Source organism: Streptomyces sp. NBC_00289 (assembly GCF_041435115.1).
GTDB lineage: Bacteria > Actinomycetota > Actinomycetes > Streptomycetales > Streptomycetaceae > Streptomyces.
In genome coordinates, this window is record NZ_CP108046.1 from 8,465,215 (window position 1) to 8,489,609 (window position 24,395).

At 71.9% G+C, this 24,395-nt stretch carries 27 protein-coding genes and 1 riboswitch; of the genes, 11 read left to right on the forward strand and 16 right to left on the reverse strand.

The annotated features are described in order from the left end of the window. Positions 1 to 270: 270 nt before the first annotated feature. The 6 genes from OG985_RS38350 to OG985_RS38375 form a co-directional block, all read right to left on the reverse strand. Positions 271 to 1,065, reverse strand: a complete 795-nt coding sequence (locus tag OG985_RS38350) for an SGNH/GDSL hydrolase family protein (RefSeq protein WP_371672971.1) — start codon at positions 1,063 to 1,065, stop codon at positions 271 to 273. 162 nt (positions 1,066 to 1,227) lie between these two features. Next, a complete protein-coding gene (locus tag OG985_RS38355) occupies positions 1,228 to 2,241 on the reverse strand; it encodes a hemolysin family protein (RefSeq protein ID WP_371672972.1) in 1,014 nt (337 codons plus the stop codon). Then, positions 2,238 to 3,566 (reverse strand): hemolysin family protein, encoded by a 1,329-nt coding sequence (locus OG985_RS38360; RefSeq protein ID WP_371672973.1) that lies wholly within the window; start codon positions 3,564 to 3,566, stop codon positions 2,238 to 2,240. Before OG985_RS38360 ends, OG985_RS38355 begins: the two co-directional genes overlap by 4 nt. Positions 3,567 to 3,712: 146 nt before the next feature. Continuing rightward, positions 3,713 to 4,153, reverse strand: a complete 441-nt coding sequence (locus tag OG985_RS38365) for a GNAT family N-acetyltransferase (RefSeq protein ID WP_371672974.1) — start codon at positions 4,151 to 4,153, stop codon at positions 3,713 to 3,715. A gap of 177 nt (positions 4,154 to 4,330) precedes the next feature. Then, a complete protein-coding gene (locus OG985_RS38370; RefSeq protein ID WP_371672975.1) occupies positions 4,331 to 6,898 on the reverse strand; it encodes an ABC transporter permease in 2,568 nt (855 codons plus the stop codon). Positions 6,899 to 6,901: 3 nt separating this feature from the next. Beyond that, on the reverse strand, positions 6,902 to 7,723 hold the full coding sequence (locus tag OG985_RS38375; protein ID WP_371672976.1) for an ABC transporter ATP-binding protein: 822 nt from the start codon (positions 7,721 to 7,723) through the stop codon (positions 6,902 to 6,904). A 196-nt stretch (positions 7,724 to 7,919) separates the two neighbouring features. Here OG985_RS38375 and OG985_RS38380 point away from each other — a divergent pair, with 196 nt between their 5' ends. Beyond that, complete coding sequence (locus tag OG985_RS38380) at positions 7,920 to 8,171, forward strand: toxin-antitoxin system HicB family antitoxin (RefSeq protein WP_371672977.1); 252 nt, start codon at positions 7,920 to 7,922, stop codon at positions 8,169 to 8,171. A gap of 4 nt (positions 8,172 to 8,175) precedes the next feature. Beyond that, positions 8,176 to 8,550, forward strand: coding sequence for a fic family toxin-antitoxin system, toxin component (locus tag OG985_RS38385; protein ID WP_371672978.1), 375 nt, complete (start codon positions 8,176 to 8,178; stop codon positions 8,548 to 8,550). A gap of 30 nt (positions 8,551 to 8,580) precedes the next feature. Here the strand turns inward: OG985_RS38385 and OG985_RS38390 are convergent, their stop codons facing one another. The 4 genes from OG985_RS38390 to bioB form a co-directional block, all read right to left on the reverse strand. Continuing rightward, positions 8,581 to 9,270, reverse strand: coding sequence for a class I SAM-dependent methyltransferase (locus OG985_RS38390; protein ID WP_371672979.1), 690 nt, complete (start codon positions 9,268 to 9,270; stop codon positions 8,581 to 8,583). A gap of 163 nt (positions 9,271 to 9,433) precedes the next feature. After that, positions 9,434 to 10,150, reverse strand: a complete 717-nt coding sequence (bioD, locus tag OG985_RS38395; RefSeq protein WP_371672980.1) for a dethiobiotin synthase — start codon at positions 10,148 to 10,150, stop codon at positions 9,434 to 9,436. A gap of 53 nt (positions 10,151 to 10,203) precedes the next feature. Further along, entirely contained in the window at positions 10,204 to 11,493 is a 1,290-nt protein-coding gene (locus tag OG985_RS38400) for an adenosylmethionine--8-amino-7-oxononanoate transaminase (protein ID WP_371672981.1), read from the reverse strand. Further along, positions 11,486 to 12,721, reverse strand: a complete 1,236-nt coding sequence (gene bioB / locus OG985_RS38405) for a biotin synthase BioB (RefSeq protein WP_371672982.1) — start codon at positions 12,719 to 12,721, stop codon at positions 11,486 to 11,488. Before bioB ends, OG985_RS38400 begins: the two co-directional genes overlap by 8 nt. A 148-nt stretch (positions 12,722 to 12,869) precedes the next feature. Between bioB and OG985_RS38410 the strand changes: the two genes are divergently transcribed. Next, on the forward strand, positions 12,870 to 13,997 hold the full coding sequence (locus tag OG985_RS38410) for an 8-amino-7-oxononanoate synthase (protein WP_371672983.1): 1,128 nt from the start codon (positions 12,870 to 12,872) through the stop codon (positions 13,995 to 13,997). 63 nt (positions 13,998 to 14,060) lie between these two features. On the opposite strand, the gene OG985_RS38415 is transcribed toward OG985_RS38410, so the two are convergent. Both OG985_RS38415 and OG985_RS38420 read right to left on the reverse strand, forming a co-directional pair. Continuing rightward, on the reverse strand, positions 14,061 to 14,306 hold the full coding sequence (locus tag OG985_RS38415) for a DUF397 domain-containing protein (protein ID WP_371672984.1): 246 nt from the start codon (positions 14,304 to 14,306) through the stop codon (positions 14,061 to 14,063). A gap of 9 nt (positions 14,307 to 14,315) precedes the next feature. Next, a complete protein-coding gene (locus tag OG985_RS38420; RefSeq protein ID WP_371672985.1) occupies positions 14,316 to 15,176 on the reverse strand; it encodes a helix-turn-helix domain-containing protein in 861 nt (286 codons plus the stop codon). Between the two features lie 213 nt (positions 15,177 to 15,389). Between OG985_RS38420 and OG985_RS38425 the strand changes: the two genes are divergently transcribed. After that, positions 15,390 to 15,848 (forward strand): ATP-binding protein, encoded by a 459-nt coding sequence (locus tag OG985_RS38425; RefSeq protein ID WP_371672986.1) that lies wholly within the window; start codon positions 15,390 to 15,392, stop codon positions 15,846 to 15,848. 36 nt (positions 15,849 to 15,884) lie between these two features. Here OG985_RS38425 and OG985_RS38430 read toward each other — a convergent pair whose 3' ends face one another. The 4 genes from OG985_RS38430 to OG985_RS38445 all read right to left on the reverse strand — a co-directional run bounded on the left by OG985_RS38430 (position 15,885) and on the right by OG985_RS38445 (position 18,577). Continuing rightward, positions 15,885 to 16,499: a DUF6328 family protein gene (locus OG985_RS38430; protein ID WP_371672987.1), complete on the reverse strand. Its 615-nt coding sequence runs from the start codon at positions 16,497 to 16,499 to the stop codon at positions 15,885 to 15,887. Between the two features lie 102 nt (positions 16,500 to 16,601). Further along, the gene (locus OG985_RS38435; protein ID WP_371672988.1) at positions 16,602 to 17,075 is read right to left on the reverse strand and encodes a C40 family peptidase; all 474 of its coding nucleotides are present in this window, start codon (positions 17,073 to 17,075) and stop codon (positions 16,602 to 16,604) included. A 3-nt stretch (positions 17,076 to 17,078) separates the two neighbouring features. Further along, positions 17,079 to 17,290: riboswitch (cyclic di-AMP (ydaO/yuaA leader) on the reverse strand. 335 nt (positions 17,291 to 17,625) lie between these two features. After that, on the reverse strand, positions 17,626 to 17,934 hold the full coding sequence (locus tag OG985_RS38440) for a hypothetical protein (RefSeq protein WP_371672989.1): 309 nt from the start codon (positions 17,932 to 17,934) through the stop codon (positions 17,626 to 17,628). 7 nt (positions 17,935 to 17,941) lie between these two features. Further along, a complete protein-coding gene (locus OG985_RS38445) occupies positions 17,942 to 18,577 on the reverse strand; it encodes an ATP-dependent Clp protease proteolytic subunit (RefSeq protein WP_371672990.1) in 636 nt (211 codons plus the stop codon). Between the two features lie 97 nt (positions 18,578 to 18,674). Between OG985_RS38445 and OG985_RS38450 the strand changes: the two genes are divergently transcribed. The 7 genes from OG985_RS38450 (at position 18,675) to OG985_RS38480 (ending at position 24,346) form a co-directional block, all read left to right on the forward strand. Then, positions 18,675 to 18,953 carry a type II toxin-antitoxin system Phd/YefM family antitoxin gene (locus OG985_RS38450; protein WP_371672991.1) on the forward strand — a complete coding sequence of 93 codons (279 nt, stop codon included), beginning with the start codon at positions 18,675 to 18,677 and terminating at the stop codon, positions 18,951 to 18,953. An 822-nt stretch (positions 18,954 to 19,775) separates the two neighbouring features. Further along, positions 19,776 to 20,078 (forward strand): urease subunit gamma, encoded by a 303-nt coding sequence (locus tag OG985_RS38455; RefSeq protein ID WP_371672992.1) that lies wholly within the window; start codon positions 19,776 to 19,778, stop codon positions 20,076 to 20,078. Positions 20,079 to 20,092: 14 nt separating this feature from the next. Next, positions 20,093 to 20,404, forward strand: a complete 312-nt coding sequence (locus OG985_RS38460) for an urease subunit beta (protein ID WP_093719217.1) — start codon at positions 20,093 to 20,095, stop codon at positions 20,402 to 20,404. Further along, positions 20,397 to 22,118 carry an urease subunit alpha gene (locus tag OG985_RS38465; protein ID WP_371672993.1) on the forward strand — a complete coding sequence of 574 codons (1,722 nt, stop codon included), beginning with the start codon at positions 20,397 to 20,399 and terminating at the stop codon, positions 22,116 to 22,118. The genes OG985_RS38460 and OG985_RS38465 overlap by 8 nt, the downstream gene beginning before the upstream one ends. Beyond that, positions 22,118 to 22,792, forward strand: coding sequence for an urease accessory protein UreF (locus tag OG985_RS38470; RefSeq protein ID WP_371672994.1), 675 nt, complete (start codon positions 22,118 to 22,120; stop codon positions 22,790 to 22,792). The genes OG985_RS38465 and OG985_RS38470 overlap by 1 nt, the downstream gene beginning before the upstream one ends. A 124-nt stretch (positions 22,793 to 22,916) precedes the next feature. Beyond that, positions 22,917 to 23,594 carry an urease accessory protein UreG gene (gene ureG / locus OG985_RS38475; protein ID WP_371672995.1) on the forward strand — a complete coding sequence of 226 codons (678 nt, stop codon included), beginning with the start codon at positions 22,917 to 22,919 and terminating at the stop codon, positions 23,592 to 23,594. Continuing rightward, complete coding sequence (locus OG985_RS38480; RefSeq protein WP_371672996.1) at positions 23,582 to 24,346, forward strand: urease accessory protein UreD; 765 nt, start codon at positions 23,582 to 23,584, stop codon at positions 24,344 to 24,346. The genes ureG and OG985_RS38480 overlap by 13 nt, the downstream gene beginning before the upstream one ends. Positions 24,347 to 24,395: the final 49 nt, after the last annotated feature.

Sequence of the window (24,395 nt, forward strand, 5' to 3'; positions counted from 1 at the left end):
ACTGGCGATTCCTGCAGGCCAGCGCCATCGGGTTGTTTGGTGGAACCTACGAAGATCAGGGGCCCGGGCGGGCAGGGGCACGACGGGCCGTGATTGTCGGGCCGCCCGCTTCCGGGCCGGCGGTCTCGGCGGTCAGGCTGTGGGTCCCTCGGCGGCTACGCGCCGGGTCTTTCGGCGGTTACGCGCCGGGTCTTTCGGCGGTTACGCGCCGGGTCCCTCGACGGTTACCGGGCGGGCACCTCGACGCTTACCGGGCGGGCCCCTCGGGGTTTACGCGGTAGGCCCCTCGTAGGGCAGCAGCTCGGCCCGCTTCGGCGGCAGTCCGTCGCCGGACGACCGGCCGGTCAGGCGGCGGCCTATCCACGGCAGCAGGTACTGCCGGGCGAACCGTGCGTCGGCGACCCGGCGCGCGCCCCACCCCGGCGGCAGCGTGGCCGGCATGGGTGTGTGCCACTCGGTGTCCTCGGGTTCGTGTCCGAGGGTCTGCCACACCGCCTCCGCGACCCGGCGGTGTCCCTCGGCCGTCAGGTGCAGCCGGTCCACGTCCCACAGGCGCGGATCGCCGAGGGAGGGAGCCGCGTACAGGTCGACGACCAGCGCGCCGTGCCGTTCGGCGAGGCTGTCGACCACGTCGAACAGCTCCTCCATGCGCGGCCGGAAGCGCTCCAGGACGGGGCCCTGCCGGCCGGGGCTGCGCATCAGCACGAGCTGCTTGCACGCGGGCGCGAGCTGCTCCACGGCCTCGGTGAGCAGGGCGCGCACCCGACCCATGTCGCACTTGGGGCGCAGCGTGTCGTTGAGCCCGCCGACCAGGGTGATCACGTCGGCGCCCATCGCCGCGGCCACCGGCACCTGCTCGTCCACGATCTGCTGGATCAGCTTGCCGCGCACCGCGAGGTTGGCGTACCGGAAGCCGGGCGTGCGGGCGGCCATCCGGTGGGCGAGAACGTCGGCCCAGCCCCGGTAGGAGCCGTCGGGAAGCAGGTCCGACATGCCCTCCGTGAAGGAGTCGCCGACCGCGACCAGGCTGGTGTGCGGGGGAGTGGAAAGGGGGTTCGTCTGCATGGCGCCAACGATGGTAACCCGACCCCATACCCGTCGGTCGGTCGGCCCGTTTCCGGTGCGGGGCCGCGCGGCCCCGCACCGGAAACGGGTGCCCCCGCACCGCGCAGTGCTGCGCAGGGGGCACCCGCTCGTCCGGTCTCGGACGGGGACGGCGCGTGATGGTCAGGCCCGCTGCCCGAACAGCTCCCGCAGCACGTCCTCCATCGTCACCAGCCCCGCGAGCCGCCCGTCGTCGCCGAGCACGGCCGCGAGGTGTGTGCGGCTGCCGCGCATCGCCGTGAGGACGTCGTCCAGCGGTGTGTTCTCCCGTACCCGGGCGATGGGCCGCATGTCCGAAACCCGGAACGGGAGGTCGCGCCGGGAGGCCTCCAGCGCGTCCTTCACGTGCAGGTACCCGACGATGCGGCGCCCGTCGTCGACCACCGGGAAGCGGGAGAAGCCGGATTCCGCGGCCAGTTGTTCCAGTTGCTCCGGGGTGACGCCCACGCGCGCGTAGACGACCCGTTCCAGTGGCAGCACCACGTCGCGCACGGGCCGGCGGCCCAGCTCCAGCGCGTCGTTCAGCCGTTCCAGCGCGCGGTCGTCGATGAGACCGGCTTCGCCCGAGTCCCGCACGATCCGGGCCAGCTCGGCGTCCGAGAAGGTGGCGGTGACCTCGTTCTTGACCTCCACCCGCAACAGCTTGAGCAGGGCGTTCGCGAAGGCGTTGACCGTGAAGATCACCGGGCGCAGCGCCCGGGCAAGGCCCACCAGCGGCGGCCCGAGCAGCAGCGCGCTGCGGACCGGCTCCGCCAGGGCGATGTTCTTCGGCACCATCTCGCCGAGCAGCATGTGCAGATACGTCGCCAGGGACAGCGCGATCACGAACGACACCACGTGTCCCGCCCCGGCGGGCACGCCCACCGCGTGGAACACCGGCTCGAGCAGGTGCGCGATGGCCGGTTCCGCGACCACACCGAGGACCAGGGTGCACAGCGTGATGCCGAGCTGTGCGGCGGCCAGCAGCGCGGACACGTGCTGCAGTCCCCACAGGACGCTCTTCGCCCGACGGTCGCCCTCGTCGGCGTACGGCTCGATCTGACTGCGGCGCACGGAGATCAGCGCGAACTCCGCGCCCACGAAGAAGGCGTTGACGACGAGGGTCGCCAGCCCGATCAGCAGCTGTACGGCGATCATCGTTCCCCCTGCTCGTTCTGGTCGCGCGGCCCGTGCAGCACGACGCGCGCCGCTCTGCGGCCCGAGGCGTCCACCACGTCCAGCTGCCAGCCGCTGACCTCCACCGAGTCGCCGACGGCCGGTATGCGGCCCAGCTCGGTCGCGACGAGACCGGCCAGCGTCTCGTACGGTCCGTCCGGCACCTTCAGCCCGACGCGCGCGAGCTGGTCGGTGCGGACCGAGCCGTCGGCGGAGTACAGCGGTCGGCCCTCGTCGTCGGTGCCCGCCGGGGCCAGGTCGGGCGTCTCGTGCGGGTCGTGCTCGTCGCGCACCTCGCCGACCACCTCCTCGACGATGTCCTCGAGGGTGGCCACGCCCGCGGTGCCGCCGTACTCGTCGATCACCACGGCCATGGTGCGCCTGCCGGACAGCCGGTCCAGGAGCCGGTCGACGGTGAGCGACTCCGGGACCAGGAGCGGCTCGCGCATCACCTCGGAGACGGGCACGCGGGACCGCCGCTCGGCGGGCACGGCCAGGCAGTCCTTGATGTGTGCGGTGCCCACGACGGAGTCGAGGTTGCCGCGGTAGACCGGGAAGCGGGACAGCCCCGTCGCCCGGGTGGCGTTCGCCACGTCCTCGCAGGTCGCCTGTGCGTCGAGGGCGATGACCTGTACGCGCGGCGTCATCACGTTCTCGGCGGTCAGGTCGGCCAGGTTCAGGGTGCGGACGAACAGCTCCGCGGTGTCCGCCTCCAGAGCCCCCTCCCTGGCCGAGTGCCGGGCCAGGGCCGCCAGTTCCTGCGGGCCGCGGGCGGACGCCAGCTCCTCGGCCGGCTCCAGACCGAAGCGCCGGACCACGCGGTTGGCGGTGTTGTTGAGGTGGCTGATGAAGGGGCGGAAGGCGGCGCTGAACAAGCGCTGGGCGTTCCCCACCCGCTTGGCCACGGCCAGCGGCGAGGAGATCGCCCAGTTCTTGGGCACCAGCTCGCCGACGACCATCAGGAAGACCGTCGACAGAGCCGTACCGAGCACCAGGGCGAGCGAACTCGCGGCGGAACGCGAGATGCCGAGGGCCTCCAGCGGGCCCGCGATCAGTACGGCGATGGAGGGCTCGGCGAGCATGCCGACCACCAGGTTGGTGACGGTGATGCCGAGCTGCGCGCCGGAGAGCTGGAAGGTCAGGTTCCGTACGGCTCTGAGGGCGCCCGAGGCGCCTCGCTCGCCGCGCTCCACGGCCCGTTCCAGCTCGCCGCGCTCGACCGTGGTCAGTGAGAACTCCGCCGCGACGAAGGCGCCACAGGCCAGCGAGAGCAGGATCGCGACCAGGAGGAGGAGCACTTCGGTCATCGGGTCACCTCCGTCCCATGATCGGGCAGGGCGGGAAGGATCGCGCGATGTCGCGTACTGGGAGGCTCGCCCATGGGCGGACGCTCACACCTTTCATGGAGGATCGAGTGACCCACCAAGGGTAAAGGATCGGCAAAAGTGTCCTGTCAGTGGTCCGTTTCCCGGTCGCCGAGCGGCTTCACCCAGCGCCGCCAGTGCTCCTCGGGCGCGTACCCCGCCGCGCGCCAGGCATGATGCGCCGTCTCGTTGCGGCGCAGCACCATCGCGTCCCCGCGCCGTCCGCCGAGCCGCACGAACCGCTCCTCCGCGGCCGTGAGCAGGGCCGAGCCGATGCCCTGGCGGCGCCGGTCCGGGTGCACGGCCAGCCGGTAGAGGTGACAGCGCCAGCCGTCGAAGCCGGCGATCACCGTGCCGACCGGCTCACCGCCGAGCTCGGCCAGGATCAGTGCCTCGGGGTCCCGGGCGACCAGCCGCTCCACACCGGCCCGGTCGTCACTGATGCTCGTGCCCTCGGCGGCCACCTTCCAGAAGGCGAGCACGGCGTCGATGTCGTCGGGCGTGGCGGCCCGTATGCGCAGGTCGGTCATGCGGAAATCCCATCACGAGCAAGGGGCGGCGACACGGGATTCCACGATGCGGACGCGCCCGGTCTCGTACGGCGCGACCGGCCGGCGCCCGGCGCGCCTGGCCGCCTCGCGGGGCGCCGCGGGGCCCGGCCGTCCCCTCGCCGTCCGCCCCCGTCCGCCGTCGCCCGCCCCCGTCTCTCACTCGTGCGCGATGGCCGCCAGCACGTTCATCCGGGACGCGCGCAGCGCCGGCAGCAGCGCCGCCACGATGCCCACCACCGCGGAGCCGATCACGACCGCGACGATCGTGGTCCAGGGGATCGCGAGGGCCTTCATGCCCTGCAGCGCCAGCACCTGCTGCGTGCACACGCCCCACACGAGCCCCAGCGCGAGCCCGAGGACCGCACCGAACACCGCGATCACCACCGACTCCAGCCGGATCATCCGGCGCAGCTGCCGCCGGCCGAGCCCGATGGCCCGCAGCAGCCCGATCTCCCTGGTGCGTTCCACCACCGACAGGGCGAGGGTGTTGACGACTCCGAGGACGGCGATGACGATCGCCAGCCCGAGGAGCGCGTACACGAGGTAGAGCAGCACGGCGATCTGGTCGTGGACCAGTTTCTTGTAGTCGGCCTGGTCACGCACCTGGACCTGCGGATACGGGTCGAGAGCGCCCTCCAGCCGGGAGCGCAGCGTGTCGGGGCCGGTGCCCGCGGACGCGTTGACGTACAGCGCGGAGTCCTGTCCGCCGGGGACGTACTTCTCGACGGTGGAGATACCGAAGAACAGCCCGCCCTGCATACCGAACCCCTCGGCGGCGTCCTGGTCGGTGAGGGCACTCACGGTGAGCTCGGCCTTTTGGCCGGCCGGGAACTCGACGGGGACAACACTGCCCAGGCGAACGTCGTGGTCCTTCGCGAAACCGAGGTCCATGGCGATGTGCCCGTCCGCCAGCGCGGCCGCCGTGTCGCCGCCCGCGTAGGTCACGTGAGCGACCTCGTCGACCCGCGCGTCGTAGCCGGCGGCGGTCGTCTCGATCCGCTTGCCGTCCGGCAGCCGTACGGCGACCGGCGCGAACCGCTGCCGTACGACGAGACCGACGCCGTCCGTGCCGCGCACCTTGTCGGTGACCTCCTGGGAGAACGGCACGAAGTTGGCGTTCTGGACGATGAAGTCGGCGCCCAGCGTCTTGTCGATCTGCTGGTCGAAGGACCGGGACATGGAGGCGCTGGCCACCGACATCCCGCCGACCAGGGCGAGGCCGACCATGAGGGCGGCCGCGGTGGCGCCGGTACGGCGGGGGTTGCGCAGGGCGTTGCGCTGGCTCATGCGGCCGATCGAGCCGAACAGCGCGGGAAAGGCCCCGCCGAGGACCCGGATCACCGGACGCACCAGCAGCGGGCCCGCGATCACCGTGGCGGTCAGGGTCAGTACGACACCGAGCCCCAGCAGGGAGGCCGAGGAGGACGTCTTCGAGGCGGTGGCGCAGCCGACGAGGGCCGCGGCGCCCAGCGTGCCGACGACCGCACCGACCACCGCGCGCACCCGCAACGGCCGCCCCACGCCGGCGATCTCGGCGTCCGCGAGCGCGGCCATCGGGGAGACGCCCGCGGCCCGCCGGGCCGGAAGATACGCGGCCACGAAGGTGACGCCGACCCCGACGACGTACGCGGCGACGGGAGTGCCCCACCCGACGACCATCTCCGTGGCCTTCAGGTTCATGCCGAACGCGCCCATGAGCTTGATCAGTCCGAGGGCGAGCCCGATGCCGGCCGCCAGCCCCAGCGTCGAACCGACCACACCGAGCAGCAGCGCCTCGGTGAGCACGGACCGTCGTACCTGCCGCCGGTCGGCGCCGAGGGCCCTGAGCAGACCGAGTTCGCGGGTGCGCTGGGCGATCAGCATCGAGAAGGTGTTGACGATCAGGAATACGCCGACGAGGACGGAGATCCCGGCGAAGCCGAGCATGACGTACTTGATCACGTCGAGGAATCCGCCGAGGTCGGCGGCCGACGACTCGGCCTGTTCGTCGGCCGTCTTCACGTCGTAGACGCCGGCGCCGGTCTCGGCGACGACCCGGCGTTTGAGCTCGGCGTCGCCGACGCCGGGCGCCGCGTCCACCGAGATGCTCGTGGCCCGGCCGGGCGAGCCCAGCAGTTGGGCGGCCGCGGTCGCGGGGTCGAGGTAGACCAGTGCGGCGCCCGGGTTGGTGGTGGTGAAGGTGGCGATGCCGACAATGTCGACCTTGAAGGTGCCAGGCTGCGCCATCACCGTGAGCGTGTCGCCGATCTCCACGTGCTTCCGGTCGGCGGTGTCCGCGTCGAGGAGGGCCTCGCGGGCGCCGCGCGGGGCATGGCCCGAGGTCAGCTTCACGGGGCTGCGGTCGGTGACGTACCAGTCGGTGGCGATGGTCGGGGCGCCGCTGGTCGTCCCGACCGACTTGTTCTCGCTGTCGACGACGGTGATGTTCTCGACGGAGACGTCGGCGTGCGTGGAGGCGACCCCGTCGACCTTCGCCACCCGGCCGGCGAGGGCGGTGGGCACGGTCTGGGTGGCGCCGGTCGGCACGGACGACGAGAGGTCGTCCCGCGGCTCCACCGTCACGTCGGCGGACGTGGAGGAGAAGAGCCGGTCGAACGTGCGGGAGACCGTGTCGGAGAAGATCAGACTGCCGGCGACGAACGCCACGGACAGGACCACGGCCAGCGCGGAGAGCAGCAGTCGCCCCTTGTGTGCGAGGAAGCTGCGCAGGGTCGCCTTCAGCACGGCTCAGTCCTTGTCGGGGGTCGCGTCGTCCGGCCGGCCGGGGGCCGCGCCGGCCGCTCCGGTGAACAGGCGCATGCGTTCCAGCACCGCCTCCGCCGTCGGCCGCTGCATCTCGTCCACGATCCGGCCGTCGGCCAGGAAGAGCACCAGGTCGGAGTGGGCGGCGGCGCCCGGGTCGTGGGTCACCATGACCACCGTCTGGCCGAGCTGGTCGACGGCCTCGCGCAGGAAGCCGAGCACTTCGAGCCCGGCGCGTGAGTCGAGGTTGCCGGTGGGTTCGTCGGCGAAGATCAGCTCGGGGCGGGAGGCGAGCGCGCGGGCGCAGGCGACGCGCTGCTGCTGACCCCCGGAGAGCTGGGCGGGCCGGTGTTTGAGCCGGTCGCGCAGTCCGAGCGTGTCGATGACCTGGTCCAGCCACTTCTCGTCGGGCTTCTTGCCCGCGATGTCCATGGGCAGGGTGATGTTCTCGGCCGCGTTCAGCGTCGGGATGAGGTTGAACGACTGGAACATGAACCCGATCCGGTCGCGGCGCAGCCGGGTCAGTTCGCGGTCCTTCAACCCGGTGATCTGGGTGTCGCCGAGCCACACCTGGCCGGCCGAGACCGAGTCGAGGCCGGCGAGACAGTGCATCATCGTGGACTTCCCGGAGCCCGACGGCCCCATGACGGCGGTGAAGCGGCCGCGCGCGATGTCCACGTCCACCGAGTCCAGGGCGAGCACCGTGGTCTCGCCCGAGCCGTAGGCCTTGGTGAGACCGCGGGCGCGGGCCGCGACCCCGTCGGCCGACGCAAGGCCCGGCGCGTGCTCCGTAGCAGGTGTGGACAAGACTGCCTCCTCGCTCTGGACCTTCCGACCCGGTGTCCCGGCCGAGGGTAGTGTGACCCGCCCCACACCCGGTATCCCCCGTGGGTGCCGGTGGGTCTCCACCCCAGGTCTGGCCCCTGATACCGGTGTAAGGGGCACCCTCCACCCGTGGGAGGACCTCTTGCCCGCGCTAGCATTCCGGCGCTAGCGTCTAGGTATGGCGAAGACCCAACTGAACGTACGCGTGGACGAGGGCACCGCGCGCGCCGCCCGCGAACGTGCCCTGGCCCGCGGCATGAGCGTCAACCGCTACATCGAAGAGCTGGTCAGACAGGACACCGGGGAAGTCGGCCACACCTTCGTGGAGGCCGCCGCCGACTTCATGAAGCAGTACGAGACCGTCTTCACCGACGAGTTCGGCGTGGACCGCGCTCCGGGAGCCGACGGCGCCCGGGAAGGCCGTCGCTGAGCCCTTGAGCAATCTCAGGATCGACCTCGCCTGGCTGCTGATGCTCGCCGAACACAAGACGCCCGGAGATCCCCAGGTCACCGACTGGGGCGCCCTGGTAGCCGCCGTCGCGCGCCACCGGGCCGAGATATTCGACGTCCCCGTCTACGACAGTCCGCAGGCGCGAGCCGCCGCGCTGCTCCAACTCCTCATCCACGTGCCCGCGTTGGAGCGCTCCAACGCCCTGTTCGCGTCCGCCGTCGCCTACGCCTACCTGGTCGCCAGCGGCCTCAAGGTCGTCACCTCGCCCGAACAGGTCCGCGACCTGGCCCGCCTGGTCAAGAGCGGCGACGCCTCGGTCGACGACATCGCGCGCGAGCTCCGGCAGTGGAGCCTGTGAGCCGGTGACCGGCGGCAGCAGGGCCCGTGGTCAACGCTCGTCCGGTCCGGGACGCCACGCGGTGCCCAGTACACAGAAGGACGGGGGCAGCCTCGGCCCCTTCTCCGGCATCACGATCCGCCGGTAGGGACCCAGCTCGAACCCGGCGTCACGCAAGGCGGCGACCGGGTCCCGGGCCAGGTGACAGCCGCCGTTCAGCGGTGGCCACAGGGTTCGGTCCAGGGTGCGCTGGGCGAGGCGCATGACCGGGCCGCCGCCCCGGCCGTGCTCGAAGAACCGCACCACGCCGCCGGGCCGCAGCACCCGCCGTACCTCGCCCAGTGCACGCGTCACATCGCGCACACTGCACAGCACCAGCGAGACGACCGCCGCGTCGAAGGCCTCGCTCTTGACCGGCAGTGCCTCCGCCGCGCCCGGGACCACGTCGACGGGAACCTCCGCGCGCAGGGCGGCCTCCACCGCCGCACTTCGCAGCCGGCGCTCCGGTTCGATCGCCACGACCTCCGCGACCGCACCCGGATAGTGGGCGAAGTTCAGACCGTTTCCCGCGCCGATCTCGATCACCCGCCCCGACAGCCCGGTCAGCAGCCGGTCGCGCACCCCGGCCATGCCGAGCCGCGTCTCCGCGGCGACGCTGACGCGGGCGTAGTACCGGGCGAACAGCGGATGACTCACGGGATCCGGCGCCACCCTGCCGGAGCCGGCGGACCGTAGGGGCATGGGGACCTCCTCGCAGGACGGGCGTTACCGCGATTGTTCCCCGTACGGTCCCCGCGCACCCTTGCCCGTCCGTCCCCGCGCACCCACTCCGGCTCACCGGGCCGTGCCTGTGGGGACCGCGGACAGGTTCGGCCCAGGACAGGCCCAGGGCCTGTCGTTCGGATCAGCCCGCCTCCCGCGCCCGGAACGCGTCCGCGTCCCACGTCCCGTCGAGCCGCGGCGCCAGCCAGCGGGGGGCCGCTTCACGGAAGGCCGCGGGCGGCAGTGCTCCCGCTCCGGCGGGCAGGGCGCCGAGCAGGGGTGCCGCGGCCACGTCCGGAAGGTCGGCGAGGTTGCAGCGGGAGGCGAGGTCCGGTGCGTCGGGCCAGCTGCCGATCACGATCCCGAGCAGGTCCAGCCCGCGGGCGCGCAGTTCGCGTGCCGTCAGTTCCGTGGTGTTGAGCGTGCCCAGGCCGGCGGACGCCACGACCAGCACCGGCGCCCCGAGCAGCTCTGCCGCGTCGGCGAGCGTCCCGCCCTCCGCGTCGAACCGGACGAGCAGTCCGCCCGCCCCCTCCACCAGCACCAGGTCGTGTGCGGCGGCCAGCTTGGCGGCCGCCTCGGCGATGTCGTGCGGGCGCACCGGCGCACGCCCCGCCCGACGCGCTGCCGTGGCGGGCGCCAGGGGCTCGGGATAGCGGGCGACCTCGGTCGCCGTCACGCCCCCGGCGAGCCGTACGACCTCGTCGGCGTCCCCGGGTTCGTCCGGCCGTACACCTGTCTGGGCGGCCTTCAGCACGGCCACCGACCGGCCGGCCGCGACGGCCGCGGCGGCGACGGCGGCGGTCGCGACCGTCTTGCCGACCTCCGTGCCCGTGCCCGTGATCACCAGTACCGGCATGTCATCCCTTTCGCGGAGCTCTCCGGCGCGTCCGACCGCCCGCCCGGTCGCCCTCATCCTTCTCGTGCGGCCGCGCACACCGCGCGCGTGATCCGTGCCAGGTCCTCGTCGTCCGTGACGTACGGCGGCATCGTGTAGACGAGATCGCGGAACGGCCGCAGCCACACGCCCTCCCGTACGGCGGCCCGGGTGGCGGCCGCCATGTCCACGTCGTGGTCCAGCTGAACCACCCCGACGGCGCCGAGAACCCGTACGTCCCGTACGCCGGGAAGGTCCGCGGCCGCCGCCAGTCCGTCCCGCAGCCCCGCCTCGATCCGCTTGACCTCCGTGAGCCAGTCCTGCCCGAGCAGCAGCTCGATCGAGGCGCAGGCCACGGACGCCGCCAGCGGGTTGCCCATGAAGGTCGGCCCGTGGGCGAGCACGGGGACCTCGCCGCGCGAGATCCCGTCGGCCACCTCCGACGTGCACAGCGACGCCGCCATCGTCAGATATCCGCCGGTCATCGCCTTGCCCACGCACATCACGTCCGGTGTCACCGCGGCGTGGTCCGCGGCGAACAGCGCGCCGGTACGCCCGAAACCGGTGGCGATCTCGTCGAACACCAGCAGTACGCCGTGCGCGTCGCACGCCTCGCGCAGCACCCGCAGATACGCGGGGGAGTGGAACCGCATCCCGCCTGCCCCCTGCACCACCGGCTCGACGATCACCGCGGCCAGTTCGTCGGCGTGCGCCTCGATCGACGCGCGCAACCGCTCGGCGTAGGACTCGTCGTACGCGGCGGGCGGCGCGTCCACGAACACCTGGCGCTGGAGCACTCCCGTCCACAGTTCGTGCATCCCGCCCTCCGGGTCGCACACGGACATCGGCTGCCAGGTGTCGCCGTGGTAGCCGCCGCGCCAGGTCAGCAGCCGTTGCTTGTCGGGGCGGCCGAGCGAGCGCCAGTACTGAAGGCACATCTTGACCGCGACCTCGACGGCCACCGACCCCGAGTCGGCGAGGAAGACGTGCTCCAGACCGTCGGGCGACATGTCGACAAGGAGCTTCGCCAGCCGTACGGCGGGCTCGTGGGTGAGCCCGCCGAACATCACGTGGCTCATGCGCCCGAGCTGCGCGTGCGCCGCCTCGTTGAGCACCGGGTGGTTGTAGCCGTGGATCGCCGACCACCAGGACGACATGCCGTCGACGAGTTCGCCGGAGCCGTCGGCCAGGGTGAGCCGTACCCCGCTCGCCGACTCCACGACGAGCGGTTCCTGACGACCGGGCATGGGCCCGTACGGATGCCAGACATGCCGCCGGTCGAGCTCCAGCAGTTCTGACACGCCCAGGCCCGGCAGCTCAGGCATTGGGCGCGAGGTCCGTTCCGGCACCCCGACGGCGTACGGCGACCAGGTCGGTACGCGCCTCGGTGACCTGCGCGGTCGTGGCGGCACCGGCGCCGGCACCCGACCCGCACACACCGCCACCCGCGTGCGACCCGCACCCGCCACCCTCGTGCGACCCGCAGGCACCGCCCTCATGGGACCCGCACCCGGCGCTCTCCTGCGACCCGCAGCCGCCCGTGGCCGTCACCCGGTGCTCCGGCAGGGTCACCTGGTCGGCGCCCTCCACCTCGAAGCCGGCGTCCGCGATCATCTCCAGGTCGGCCTTGCCGGCCTGGCCCTCGCTGGTGAGGTAGTCGCCGAGGAAGATCGAGTTGGCCAGGTTCAACGCGAGGGGCTGCATGGTGCGCAGATGCACCTCACGGCCGCCGGCGATGCGCACCTCGACGTCCGGGCAGACGAACCGGACCATCGCCAGGATGCGCAGGCAGCGCTGCGGGGTGAGGTTCCACTCCTTGGCCAGCGGGGTGCCCTCGAACGGGATCAGGAAGTTCACCGGTACCGAGTCCGGGTCCAGCTCGCGCAGCGAGAAGACCACGTCGACCAGGTCCTCGTCGGACTCGCCCATGCCGGCGATCAGACCCGAGCAGGCCGACAGGCCCGCCGCGTGCGCCTTGCGCACGGTGTCCACGCGGTCGGCGTAGGTGTGCGTGGTCGTGATGTCCCCGTACGTCGCCTCGGACGTGTTGAGGTTGTGGTTGTAGGCGTCCGCGCCGGCCTCCCGCAGCCGGTCGGCCTGGCCGTCGGAGAGGAGCCCCAGGCAGGCGCACACCTCGACGCCCTCGTTGCCGTCCTTGATCGCCTTGATGGTGTCCGAGACGCGGTCCACGTCCCGGTCCGTCGGTCCCCGGCCGCTGGCCACCAGGCACACCCGCTTGGCGCCGCCCGCGAGTCCGGCCGCGGCGGCCCTGGACGCCTCGTCGGGCTTGAGCCAGGTGTACTTCAGGATGCCGGCCGTGGAGCCGAGCCGCTGCGAGCAGTACGAACAGTCCTCGGGGCACAGCCCGGACTTCAGGTTGACGAGGTAGTTGAGCTTCACCCGTCGGCCGAACCAGTGGCGGCGTACCTTTCCGGCCGCGGCCACCACATCGAGCAGATCGTCGTCGGAAGTGGCGAGGACGGCAAGAGCCTCCTCGCGGGTCGGCACCTCGCGCCGAAGCCCCTTGTCCACCAGCGTGTTCAGCAGGTCCATGAGAGCCGATCCTGTCCTACGAGACCGCCCGCGGCCAAGGAGGCTTCGGACAAACAGCGCCCCTCGGCCGTGTGGGTATTGCCACACGGTGGGTCGCAAAACGTACCGCTAGGGTCTGTTCACTGCCTACAAAATCCCCGGAGGACCCATGGCGTTCGGCTGGATCGACGAGCAGGCGCGATCGCGCCGCCGCGCCGGACTCGTACGGACCCTGCGCCCCCGCCCGGCCGACTCGCCCCTCCTGGACCTCGCGAGCAACGACTACCTGGGTCTGGCCCGCCACCCCGAGGTCACGGAGGGCGCGGCACGGGCCGCGCGGACCTGGGGCGGCGGCGCGACCGGCTCCAGGCTCGTCACCGGCACCACCGAACTGCACACCCGGCTGGAACACGAACTGGCCGAATTCTGCGGCTTCGAGGCGGCGCTCGTCTTCTCCTCCGGCTACGCGGCCAACCTCGCCGCGGTCACCGCGCTCGCCCCGCACGGCTCGCTGGTCGTCTCCGACGCGGGCAATCACGCGTCACTGATCGACGGGTGCCGGCTGGCCCGGGGTACGACCCAGGTCGTCGCGCACGCCGAGCCGGACGCGGTGCGCAAGGCCCTCCAGACCCATGACGGGCCGGCCGTCGCCGTGTCCGACACGGTGTTCTCGGTCGACGGCGACGCCGCCCCGCTGTCCGCGCTCGCCCAGGTCTGCCGCGAGTACGGCGCCGGGCTGGTGGTCGACGACGCCCACGGTCTGGGCGTCATCGGCGACGGCGGCCGCGGCGCCCCCCACGCGGCGGGGCTCGCGGGCGCCGACGACGTGGTCGTGACGGTCACGCTGTCCAAGTCGCTCGGCAGTCAGGGCGGCGCCGTGCTCGGCCCCGCCCGGGTGATCGACCACCTGGTCAACGCGGCCCGGACGTTCATCTTCGACACGGGCCTCGCCCCCGCGGCGGCGGGCGCGGCCCTGGCGGCACTGGGACTGCTGCGCCGCGAGCCGGAGCGGGCGGCGCGGGCGCGCGCGGTGGCGAGCGAACTGCACGCACGCCTGACCGCCGCGGGTCTGGACGCGGTACGTCCGGACGCGGCGGTGGTCTCCGTGCGCGCGCCGTCCCCGGAGGGGGCCGTGCGCTGGGCGGCCGACTGCCGTGCGGCCGGGCTTGCCGTGGGCTGTTTCCGTCCTCCCTCCGTGCCCGACGGCATCTCACGGCTCAGGCTGACAGCCCGCGGGGACCTCTCCGGGGCGCAGATCGAACGCGCTGTACGTGTGATCGGCGAGACGCGACCATGAGTCGGCGTGACACGGCCGCGTGTCGCGGGACGGGAAAGCGATCAGAAGTGGTGAACGGTCAGATCAGTTGTGACGGAAGTGATCTGACCCGATCCCGGTGGTGAAGCCCGCCCAGCTCTCGGGGGAGAAGAGCAGCGCGGGTCCGGCCGGGTCCTTGGAGTCGCGTACGGCGAGCAGTCCGGCGCCTGGGCCGGTGATCGGGCGAGCCGTCTCGACGCAGTTGTTCGCTCCCGTGCTGTAGCTGCTGCGCAGCCACCGCACTCCGTGCAGAGCGGTGCTGGAAGGTACGTTACGAGGCAGAGCTGACATGGTGCCTCCTTACGCGCCGCCACCTATTTGGGCGATGTAATCCAACGAGTCCTCGGGTGAAAGCGCGTACATCCGAAGGGCGTTGAAGGCCTCGGTGTAGGCCTCTAGGTCTTCTTTCCGTTCGAGGTAGAGGCTACTCGTCAAGTGGTCGAGAACAACCACATCCAGATCAGATGTGCGCGAAAATGAGAAGATAACGAAAGGCCCGGTGATTCCGATGTGGGCCCCGGCCGCGAACGGCAGTACCTGCAAGTGGACTTGGGGCAGCCGGGCCGACTCGACGAGGCGCTCCAGCTGCCGGGTCATCACCCCGGGACCGCCGACCTCGCGCCGCAGCACCGCCTCGTCCAGTACGGCGCTCAGCTCCAGCGGCGGATCCGCCCGCAGCACGTCCTGCCTGGCCAGCCGTACCTCCACCAGTGCGTGCAGCCGCTCGTCGTCCAGCCCGTCCACCGCGGCCCGGGTGACCGCCCGGGCGTACTCGGGTGTCTGCAGCAACCCCGGGACCACGGAGGTCTCCAGCGTGCGCATCGTGCCGGCCTGGGACTCCAGGCTGATGAAATCCCGGTAGGTCGGTGGCAGCACCCCGCGGTACGCGTGCCACCAGTGGTGCCGTCCGCCACCCTCGTCGGAGCCCGCCAACACCACGAGCAACTCCCGTAGTTGGGAGTCGGTCACGCCGTAGGCGTCCAGAAGTAACCGCACGTCGGCCGGTTTCACCCCGCTGGCGCCGGTTTCGATCCGGCTCACCTTGGACTGGTGCCAGCCCACCAGGCGGGCCGCCTCACCACTGGTGAGCGCCGCACCGGTGCGCAACGCACGCAGTTCGGCGCCCAGCTTCCGGCGGCGTACCGCGGGACCGTGCTGCATGCGCAACTCCTTACTCCTTCCGGGCCACCCAAATACGGTCTTCCGTCGGAGAGTTCACCGCTTCGAGCGACAGATATATGCATATCTTGGTGGATCGCCACCCGTGACCGGTGCGGTGATGGCACTCTGACGACGAAGCACCAGTCCGGGACCGTACTCGAACCATCCGCTCCGTGTCCGGCTGCGGTCCTGTGGGAAAGGGACGACGTCGCCATGGCAGACCATCTGGAAGCATCCGTCACTCTGCCGAGCGATCCCGCTTCGGTTTCCGCGGCCCGTGCCTATGTGGCGAGCACCCTGACGGAGTGGGGGCTGCCGGCGGACACGGAGGCGGCCGACACCATCCGGCTCATCGTCTCGGAACTCGCCACCAACGCCGTACAGCACACCTTCGGGCGGTCACCCACCTTCACGGTGGACATCGCGCTCGACCGAGACGAGCACCTGCGCATCGGTGTCACCGACAGTCACCCGAGATTCCCCAAACGGCTGCCGGCCGCCGTCCAGCAGGACAACGGCCGGGGCATGGTGATCATCCGCTGGCTCACCGCGGAGTACGGCGGCAAGCTGAGAGTGCGGCCCACCCGGGAGGGCGGCAAGACGGTCTTCATCGAGCTGCCGTGGACGGTCCCGGTCGAGCCGGTGCCCGCGGCGGGGCAGCAGGAGCCGTAGCGCGGCCGACCGGTGGCGCCAGGGTCTCCGGGGACGTCACAGGCGGCGTACGGGCGGCTCACGGCGTAGGAGCGGCTCATGGCGTAGGGGCGTCTCCCGGTGTGCGGACGGCTCGCGATGTGCCGGAATCAGCCGGGCCGGGGCCGGCCGCCCGGCCGCGGCCCGCTCGTCGGCGAGGCCCGCCCGGCGCACCAGCCGGGGGAGCAGCCCCCACAGGCCGAGACACACGAGCAGGGTCCCCCCGCCCGCGGCCGCTCCGCCGGCCCGGTTGGTCGTCACGTCGACCACGAGCAGCACCGAACCCGTGAACGCGAGCACCAGGACCCCCATGCCGACCGCGGCCAGCCGCGAGGAGACCTGGACGATGCGCGGTTTCGCGCGCTGCTGGAAGAGCGAGCGGTGCAGCGCGGCGGGCGCCGTGAACAGCGCGGCCGCGAGGACCGACAGCAGCAGGGTGGCGACGAACGTGGCGCGCTGGAACGTGTCGAGGGACGGGAAGCGCTGGGTGAAGGCCAGCGTCAGCAGAAACGCGAAGAGGATCTGCACCCCGGTCTGCGTGACGCGCAGTTCCTGGAGCAGCTCGCTGAAGTTGCGATCCGCGCGCTCCAGCGGCGTCTCGTTGCGTGCCGTGCAGGGACTGTGGTCGGCCATGGGCGCACGGGTAACCACCTCGGGAGAGGGTAACCATGCGAGCCCGTGTCGGACCCCGGGGAGGCGGCGGCGTGTCAGGCGACCGCCGCCTCCCCGGGAGAGTCAGCTGACCCGGCCGTACCAGACGCTCTTCGTCCAGATCTTCTGCAGCCGCACCACGTCCCCGGTCTTCGGGGCGTGCCAGATCTTGCCCTTCCCGGCGTAGATACCGACGTGGTAGACGCTGGACCCCGAGTGGAAGAACACCAGGTCTCCGGCCTTACGGCTCCTGGAGGAGATGTGGTGCGTCTTGTTGTACTGCTGGGCCGCCGTACGGGGCAGCTTCTTGCCCGCCTTCTTGAACGAGTACAGCGTGAGCCCGGAGCAGTCGAACCGGCGCGGCCCGGCGGCCCCGTACTTGTACGGGGAACCCTTCTTGGAAGCCGCGATGTGCAGTGCCTTCGTCGCCGTCGTGGCGGCCGCGGCGTCGGAGGCGACGCCCGGGATCACGACGGAGCCGCCCACAGCGGCGATGGTCAGAGCCGAAGCCGTACCGGCCCGGACCATGAGCGACGGGACACGATTGAGCGCAGTCATGCGCAACCCTTCGTCAGCCGCCTGTGAAGGATGACCTGTCGGATTCGGGCTGGCGAAGTTGCCCGGCCGCGGTTGCGGCTTCACCCCAAGGGCTGCTCGACCCGGTCATGGCGTGACCGTTCCTGCGACCCGTCGTGCTTGGGTCCTCCACTCCTGCCGAACCACTCCTGTCGACCGGTCATCCGTGCGGCGGCAGGACTCGGCGTCCGCCCGGATCGCCCCGCCGCTGTGGCGGGGTCTTGTCGTCAGACAGGGATCTTGGCTGACAGATGTCCGAAAATCCCAACGGAATCGGGGGTTTGTGTTGTTACTCACCACTCACCCGTTCGGGTGGACACCCCTGTGTTCGAAGGGCCGTTGGAGGGGTCGCGCACCCTCGGACCTGCACAGGAATGTCCGATTCCGCCCCGGGGCTACGCGCGTTGCGCAACTTCGGGGGCCCCGAAAGAGGACGTGCGTCTACTCCAATCGGCGGTACGCCTTTTGGTCCGTTTCAACGTGTCCCGGATGCTCCGCGTCGCGGCGGGTGTCCGGGACAGGGGAGGGTGCGTCAACTGTCGGTGTCCGCGGGCACCGTGACGCGGGCCGTGCGGCGCTCCCCGTCCAGTACGCGCAGCGCGCGGGCCAGGGTGGGGGCGTGCAGTTCGGTCTCGCCGCGCCGGTGCATCAGCTCCAGCGCGTCGCGCAGCAGGGCCGCCTGGGCGACCAGGGCCTGGGCGGCACGCAGGCCCCGGTAGGTGTCCCCGTGGCGTGCGGGGTTGATACGGCCGAGCAGGTCGACGACGTCCAGGTAACGGTCGATCAACTCACCTTCGGCTCGGGTCAGGGCAGGCAGCGGCGGCAGCTCCGGTGGCAGCATCTGCGGCTCACCTGTCGCCGGGCTCGGTGTGCGAAGCGGGGTGGCCGGCGACGATGCGGTCCACCAGGCCGTACTCCAGAGCCTGTCGCGCGTCCATGATCGTCTCCCGCTCGATGTCCGCGCTCACCTGCTCCGGTTCGCGGCCCGTGTGCCGTACGAGCAGCTCCTCGAGACGGGCCCGGGCACGGGACAACTCCCGGGCGCGGATGGCGAGATCACTGGCCTGACCCTCCAGCGGGCCGGGCGGTGAGGGCTGGTGGAGCGTGACCACCGCGCCCGGCAGCGCGAGGCGTTTGCCCGGCGTTCCCGCGGCCAGCAACACCGCGGCGGACGGCCCGGCCCGGCCCAGGCAGACCGTCTCCACGTCACAGCCGACGAACCGCATCGTGTCGTAGATCGCCGCCATCGCGCGGAAGGAACCGCCCGGGGAATTGATGTGGAGGGAGATGTCCCGGTCGGGATCGCGGTGCTCGAGGTGCAGGAGCTGCGCCGTCACGTCGTTCGCGGAGGCGTCGTCGACCGGCGTCCCGAGGAAGACGATCCGCGCCTCCAGCATCTTCGAGAACGGATCCGTCGCCCTGCTCCCCGCAGCGGGGCGTTCGGTGAACTCGGGCGGGACGTGGCGGGTGGACGGTCGGGTCATCGCGAACCCCTCCTCGCGGTGGTGCCGTCTCCGGCGGAGCTGTCTCCGGTGTCTCCGTAAAAAATGTACAGGATGTACATGACGTTATGATGGGGATATGGCCTACGAGATTCCGGTGACGCAAGCCAGGGCTGAGCTCGCCGACCTGATCAACCGCGTGGTGTACGGCGGTGAGCGCGTCGTCGTGACCCGTCACGGCAAACCCCTCGTCGCCCTCGTTTCGGCCGCCGACCTCGAGCGGCTCGAGAAGCTCCAGGAAGCCCCGGAGGACCAGATGATCAGTGCGGTCTCGGGCATGCGCGAGGTCGCGTCCGCTTCCCGTGAACGCCGGCACTTCGGCATCACGGCGGAGCACCGGGGGTCGGGCGCCTCGTAGCGCGAACGGCGCGAAGGGCGCCGAGCCGCGCGAGTCGAGCGGTCCGCGAGGCGTACGGACCGCCTGGCGCGGCGGTTGGGCGGCGAGCGGGCTCGGGGTGGAGGCGGTCAGCGGCGCGGGCCCGCGCCACGACGAACGCGCCGTATACGGTCGCGTCCTCGCTCGCGTCCCGGTGGCGATCTCGTCGGCGTGAGGGTGGATGTCTTACGCGCCCTCATGCCGCCCGAGCCGGCCTTCCGCCAGGGCTGCGGCGGTGGCGTGCCCGCCGACGCCGACGGGCACACCCCGCGGAGGGTCAGGCGGGGCCGGCCGGGCGGAGGCTCACAGCGCCAGGGCCGCGGGGAGCGGTACGAGGACGACGTCAACGGCTTCCACGCCACTCCGGCAGGCTTCCGGCCGGCCGTCCATCGCCCAGGCCCCGGACGAACCCGACGTCCGCCGCCGACTTCGGATCGGCGGCGGCCGAGGAACCGGTCCGCTCGGTGCTCCAGGCCCGAACGCGCGTCACCCACCCCGTCGGGACTCCGGGACGATGCGATCGGACGTACCGCCTGACCTGCGGCGCGGCGATCATGGCCGTCGTGCCGGGCCTCCTCGCGCGGCAGTCCCCGTGCGGTCCCGCTCCGGGCCAGGTGGTCCGGCTCGGTCCACGGGCGTTGACGCGTACGACGGACCCGTCCGACACGCACGACGGGTCTCGGCTCGGTTAACGCGTCTGAAACCCGGTCCAACTAGCCTGCCGATCCACCACCAGGCACTTTGCTCTGGTGGCTGCGGCAACCGGGCCCCGCACGGTCCGGAGCGAGGACTGTGAGGTGGGACGTGCAACTGACCCCGCACGAGCAAGAGAGGCTGCTGATCCACGTGGCGGCCGACGTGGCCGAGAGGCGTCGGGCCCGCGGGCTGAAGCTCAACCACCCCGAGGCGATCGCGCTCATCACGTCGCACATCCTCGAGGGCGCGCGGGACGGCCGTACGGTCGCCGAGCTCATGTCCTCCGGGCGCAAGCTGCTCACCCGGGACGACGTCATGGAGGGCATCCCGGAGATGATCCACGACGTCCAGGTCGAGGCGACCTTCCCGGACGGCACCAAGCTCGTCACCGTCCACGACCCGATCGTCTGACGGGAGCGACCACCATGATTCCCGGAGAGATCCTGTTCGCGGACGGCCCGATCGTCTACAACGAGGGCCGCGAGGTCACCAGGCTGACCGTCCTGAACGCCGCCGACCGGCCCGTCCAGGTCGGCTCCCACTACCACTTCGCCGAGGCCAACCCCGGTCTGGACTTCGACCGCGCCGCCGCCCGCGGCAAGCGGCTGAACATCGCCGCCGGGACCGCGGTGCGCTTCGAGCCCGGCATCCCCGTCGACGTCGAACTCGTCCCGCTCGCCGGTGCCCGGGTCGTGCCCGGCCTGCGCGGGGAGACCGGAGGTGCCCTCGATGCCTGAGATCTCGCGTGCCGCGTACGCCGACCTGTTCGGCCCGACCACCGGTGACCGCATCCGGCTCGCCGACACCGATCTGCTGGTCGAGATCGAGGAGGATCGTTCCGGCGGCCCCGGACTCGCCGGTGACGAAGCGGTCTTCGGCGGCGGCAAGGTCATCCGGGAATCCATGGGCCAGTCGCGCGCCACGCGCGCGGAGGGCACCCCGGACACCGTCATCACGGGCGTGGTGATCATCGACCACTGGGGGATCGTCAAGGCCGACGTCGGTGTCCGCGACGGCCGGATCACCGGGATCGGCAAGGCCGGCAACCCCGACACCATGGACGGCATCCACCCCGACCTGGTGATCGGCCCCGAGACCGAGATCATCGCGGGCAACGGGCGGATCCTGACGGCCGGCGCCATCGACGCGCACGTCCACTTCATCTGCCCGCAGATCGCCGACGAGGCTCTTGCCGCCGGCATCACCACCCTGATCGGCGGTGGCACGGGACCCGCCGAGGGCTCGAAGGCGACCACCGTGACGCCCGGCCCGTGGCACCTGGCCCGGATGCTCGAGGCGATGGAGGCGTACCCGCTCAACTTCGGGCTGCTGGGCAAGGGCAACACCGTCTCGCAGGACGCGATGCTCTCGCAGATCCGCGGCGGCGCCCTCGGCCTCAAGCTGCACGAGGACTGGGGCTCGACCCCGGCGGTGATCGACGCCTCGCTGACCGTCGCCGACCGGACCGGCATCCAGGTCGCCATCCACACGGACACCCTCAACGAGGCCGGTTTCGTCGGCGACACGCTTGCCGCGATCGCCGGCCGGGGCATCCACGCCTACCACACCGAGGGTGCGGGCGGCGGGCACGCGCCGGACATCATGACCGTGGTCTCCGAGCCGCACGTGCTGCCCAGCTCGACCAACCCGACCCGGCCCTTCACCGTCAACACCGCCGAGGAACACCTCGACATGCTGATGGTGTGCCACCACCTGAACCCGGCCGTCCCCGAGGACCTCGCCTTCGCCGAGTCCCGGATCAGGCCGTCGACGATCGGCGCGGAGGACATACTCCACGACCTGGGCGCGATCTCGATCATCTCCTCCGACGCCCAGGCCATGGGACGGGTGGGCGAGGTCGTCATGCGGACCTGGCAGACCGCCCATGTGATGAAGCGGCGCAGGGGCGCGCTGCCCGGTGACGGGCGGGCGGACAACCATCGCGTACGTCGCTATGTCGCCAAGTACACGATCAACCCGGCGCTCGCGCAGGGCCTCTCCCGCGAGGTCGGCTCCGTGGAGACGGGCAAGCTCGCCGACCTGGTGCTGTGGGAGCCCGCGTTCTTCGGGGTCAAGCCGCACCTCGTGATCAAGGGCGGCCAGATCGCCTACGCGCAGATGGGCGACGCGAACGCCTCGATCCCCACCCCGCAGCCGGTCCTGCCGCGTCCGATGTACGGGGCGATCGGGCGGGCACCCGCGTCGAACTCCTTCAACTTCGTGGCGCCGCTCGCGATCGAGGACGGGTTGCCGGAGCGGCTTCAGCTCGGCAAGCGGTTCGTGGCGATCGACTCGACGCGTGGGGTCACCAAGGCCGACATGCGGGAGAACGACGCACGGCCCGTGGTGCGCGTCGACCCCGACAGCTTCGCCGTGCACATCGACGGGGAACTCGTCGAGGCGACGCCGGCCACGGAACTGCCCCTGGCCCAGCGCTACTTCCTCTTCTGATGTCCAGGGGAGCACTGCTGGTCCTGGCCGACGGGCGGTTTCCCGCCGGAGGGCACGCGCACTCCGGCGGGGCCGAGGCGGCCGTCAGGGTCGGCCGGGTGACCGGGGCCGCGAGCCTTGAGGAGTTCTGCCGGGGCCGGCTGCACACGGCCGGGCGGGTCGCGGCGGCGCTGGCCGCGGCGGCCGTACTCGGGGTGAACCCCTCGGCCCTGGACGCGGCCGCCGACGCGCGCACTCCGTCGCCCGCCTTGCGGGTCGCCGCGCGAAGGCTCGGGCGGCAGCTGACGCGGGCCGCGCGTGCGACCTGGCCCTCCGCGGAACTCGACGCGGTGGCGCGGGAGTTTCCCAAGGGGGCACACCAGCCGGTCGTGCTCGGGCTCACGGCGCGGGCGGCCGGGCTGGGGCCCGACGACGCGGCGTACTGCGCGGCGTACGAGTGCGTCAGCGGGCCCGCGAGCGCGACGGTGCGGTTGCTGAGCCTCGATCCCTTCGACGCGACGCGGGTGCTGGCCCGGCTGGCACCGGAGTTGGATCGCGTCGTGGACGAGGCGGTGGAGGCCGCGCGGCGGGTGGTCGACGTCGGTGTCGACGCGTTGCCGGCGTGTTCCGCTCCGCTGCTGGAGATCAGTGCGGAGGCGCACGCGGCGTGGCCTGTGCGTCTGTTCGCGTCCTAGGAGGTCGCCCCCGCCGCCCGTTTCCGTTCCCCGCCCCCGCCCCCGGGGGCTCCGCCCCCCGATCCCCCGTCCGGCCTTGTCACCAAACGCCGGACGGACGGGCTGAAACGATGGAGCCGTCTCTATGCATCTTGACCATTCTCACGAGGGCGTTTCCGCCGTCAGTGCCGACGCCCGCCGTCCCGACGGCCTGCGTCGCGCGCTGCGGGTAGGACTCGGCGGGCCCGTCGGCTCCGGCAAGACGGCCACCGTCGCCGCACTGTGCCGCGCCCTGCGGGAGGAGTTGTCGCTCGCCGTCGTCACCAACGACATCTACACACGCGAGGACGCCGAGTTCCTGCTCCGCGAGGCCGTGCTGCCGCCCGAGCGGATCACCGCCGTGGAGACGGGTGCCTGTCCGCACACCGCGATCCGCGACGACATCTCCGCGAACCTCGAAGCGGTCGAGGACCTGGAGGACGAGGTCGGGCCGCTGGACCTGATCCTCGTCGAGTCCGGCGGGGACAACCTGACCGCGACCTTTTCCCGAGGGCTCGTCGACGCGCAGATCTTCGTGATCGACGTGGCGGGGGGCGACGACATCCCGCGCAAGGGCGGGCCCGGGGTCACCACGGCCGATCTGCTCGTCGTCAACAAGACCGACCTCGCGCCCCACGTCGGCTCCGACCTCGCGCGGATGGCCGCCGACGCCAAGGCCCAGCGGGGCGAACTCCCGGTGGTCTTCCAGTCACTCAGGAGCGAGCCCGGGGTGAAGGACGTCGCCGACTGGGTGCGGGCGCAGCTCGCCACGTGGACGGCGTGAACGCGAGCGGGGTGCGGGCCACGGCACGGATCGTCGCGCGGGACGACGGCAGGGGCGGTACGTCCCTCCCGGTCCTGGAGGGCGACGGGCCGCTGGCGCTGCGCAGGACCCGGGGGAGCGGCGCCGAGGCGCGGGTCATGCTGGTCGGCGCGATGAGCGGGCCGCTCGGCGGCGACCACTTCAGGGTCGAGGCCGGTGTGGAGGACGGCGCCCGGCTGCGGGTCGGCTCGGCCGCCGCCACCATCGCCCTGCCGGGACAGGCCAAGGGGGAGGCCCACTACGACGTACGGCTCACGGTGGCCGACGGGGGCGAACTGCACTGGCTGCCCGAACAGTTGATCTCCGTCCGGGGCAGTGATCTGTACGTCACCACGCACGTCGACCTCGGGGCCACGGCGCGGCTCGTGCTGCGCGAGGAGCAGGTGCTCGGGCGGGCGGGCGAGGAACCCGGGCGGCTGTCCTCCCGTCTTCGTCTGCGGATCGCGGGCCGGACCGTGCTCGACCAGGAGCTGGCGTGTGGGCCCGGGGCGCCGGGCGGCTGGGACGGCCCCGCCGTGCTGGCGGGACATCGCGCCGTGGGGCAACTCCTCGTCGTACGGCCGGAGTTCGCCGATGAGCCGGTGACGGCCAGGGTGCTGGGGGAGGGGGCCGCGGTCGTTCCGCTGGCCGGGCCCGCCGCGCTGGTGACGGCGGTGGCGCCGGACGCGCTGCGGCTGCGCCGGCTGCTGGACGAGGCGGCGCTCACTTTCTGACCGGTTCGCCGAGCGAACGGACCTATCCGTTTATCGGATTGGCAAAGAA

Excerpts from the sequence above, each read along its gene's own strand:
- OG985_RS38350 (WP_371672971.1), bottom strand. The coding sequence starts at position 1,065 with ATGCAGACGAACCCCCTTTCCACTCCCCCGCACACCAGCCTGGTCGCG.
- OG985_RS38355 (WP_371672972.1), bottom strand. The coding sequence starts at position 2,241 with ATGATCGCCGTACAGCTGCTGATCGGGCTGGCGACCCTCGTCGTCAAC.
- OG985_RS38360 (WP_371672973.1), bottom strand. The coding sequence starts at position 3,566 with ATGACCGAAGTGCTCCTCCTCCTGGTCGCGATCCTGCTCTCGCTGGCC.
- OG985_RS38365 (WP_371672974.1), bottom strand. The coding sequence starts at position 4,153 with ATGACCGACCTGCGCATACGGGCCGCCACGCCCGACGACATCGACGCC.
- OG985_RS38380 (WP_371672977.1), top strand. The coding sequence starts at position 7,920 with ATGGCGAAGACCCAACTGAACGTACGCGTGGACGAGGGCACCGCGCGC.
- OG985_RS38390 (WP_371672979.1), bottom strand. The coding sequence starts at position 9,270 with ATGCCCCTACGGTCCGCCGGCTCCGGCAGGGTGGCGCCGGATCCCGTG.
- bioD (WP_371672980.1), bottom strand. The coding sequence starts at position 10,150 with ATGCCGGTACTGGTGATCACGGGCACGGGCACGGAGGTCGGCAAGACG.
- OG985_RS38400 (WP_371672981.1), bottom strand. The coding sequence starts at position 11,493 with ATGCCTGAGCTGCCGGGCCTGGGCGTGTCAGAACTGCTGGAGCTCGAC.
- bioB (WP_371672982.1), bottom strand. The coding sequence starts at position 12,721 with ATGGACCTGCTGAACACGCTGGTGGACAAGGGGCTTCGGCGCGAGGTG.
- OG985_RS38410 (WP_371672983.1), top strand. The coding sequence starts at position 12,870 with ATGGCGTTCGGCTGGATCGACGAGCAGGCGCGATCGCGCCGCCGCGCC.
- OG985_RS38415 (WP_371672984.1), bottom strand. The coding sequence starts at position 14,306 with ATGTCAGCTCTGCCTCGTAACGTACCTTCCAGCACCGCTCTGCACGGA.
- OG985_RS38420 (WP_371672985.1), bottom strand. The coding sequence starts at position 15,176 with ATGCAGCACGGTCCCGCGGTACGCCGCCGGAAGCTGGGCGCCGAACTG.
- OG985_RS38425 (WP_371672986.1), top strand. The coding sequence starts at position 15,390 with ATGGCAGACCATCTGGAAGCATCCGTCACTCTGCCGAGCGATCCCGCT.
- OG985_RS38430 (WP_371672987.1), bottom strand. The coding sequence starts at position 16,499 with ATGGCCGACCACAGTCCCTGCACGGCACGCAACGAGACGCCGCTGGAG.
- OG985_RS38435 (WP_371672988.1), bottom strand. The coding sequence starts at position 17,075 with ATGACTGCGCTCAATCGTGTCCCGTCGCTCATGGTCCGGGCCGGTACG.
- OG985_RS38440 (WP_371672989.1), bottom strand. The coding sequence starts at position 17,934 with ATGCTGCCACCGGAGCTGCCGCCGCTGCCTGCCCTGACCCGAGCCGAA.
- OG985_RS38445 (WP_371672990.1), bottom strand. The coding sequence starts at position 18,577 with ATGACCCGACCGTCCACCCGCCACGTCCCGCCCGAGTTCACCGAACGC.
- OG985_RS38450 (WP_371672991.1), top strand. The coding sequence starts at position 18,675 with ATGGCCTACGAGATTCCGGTGACGCAAGCCAGGGCTGAGCTCGCCGAC.
- OG985_RS38460 (WP_093719217.1), top strand. The coding sequence starts at position 20,093 with ATGATTCCCGGAGAGATCCTGTTCGCGGACGGCCCGATCGTCTACAAC.
- OG985_RS38465 (WP_371672993.1), top strand. The coding sequence starts at position 20,397 with ATGCCTGAGATCTCGCGTGCCGCGTACGCCGACCTGTTCGGCCCGACC.
- OG985_RS38470 (WP_371672994.1), top strand. The coding sequence starts at position 22,118 with ATGTCCAGGGGAGCACTGCTGGTCCTGGCCGACGGGCGGTTTCCCGCC.
- ureG (WP_371672995.1), top strand. The coding sequence starts at position 22,917 with ATGCATCTTGACCATTCTCACGAGGGCGTTTCCGCCGTCAGTGCCGAC.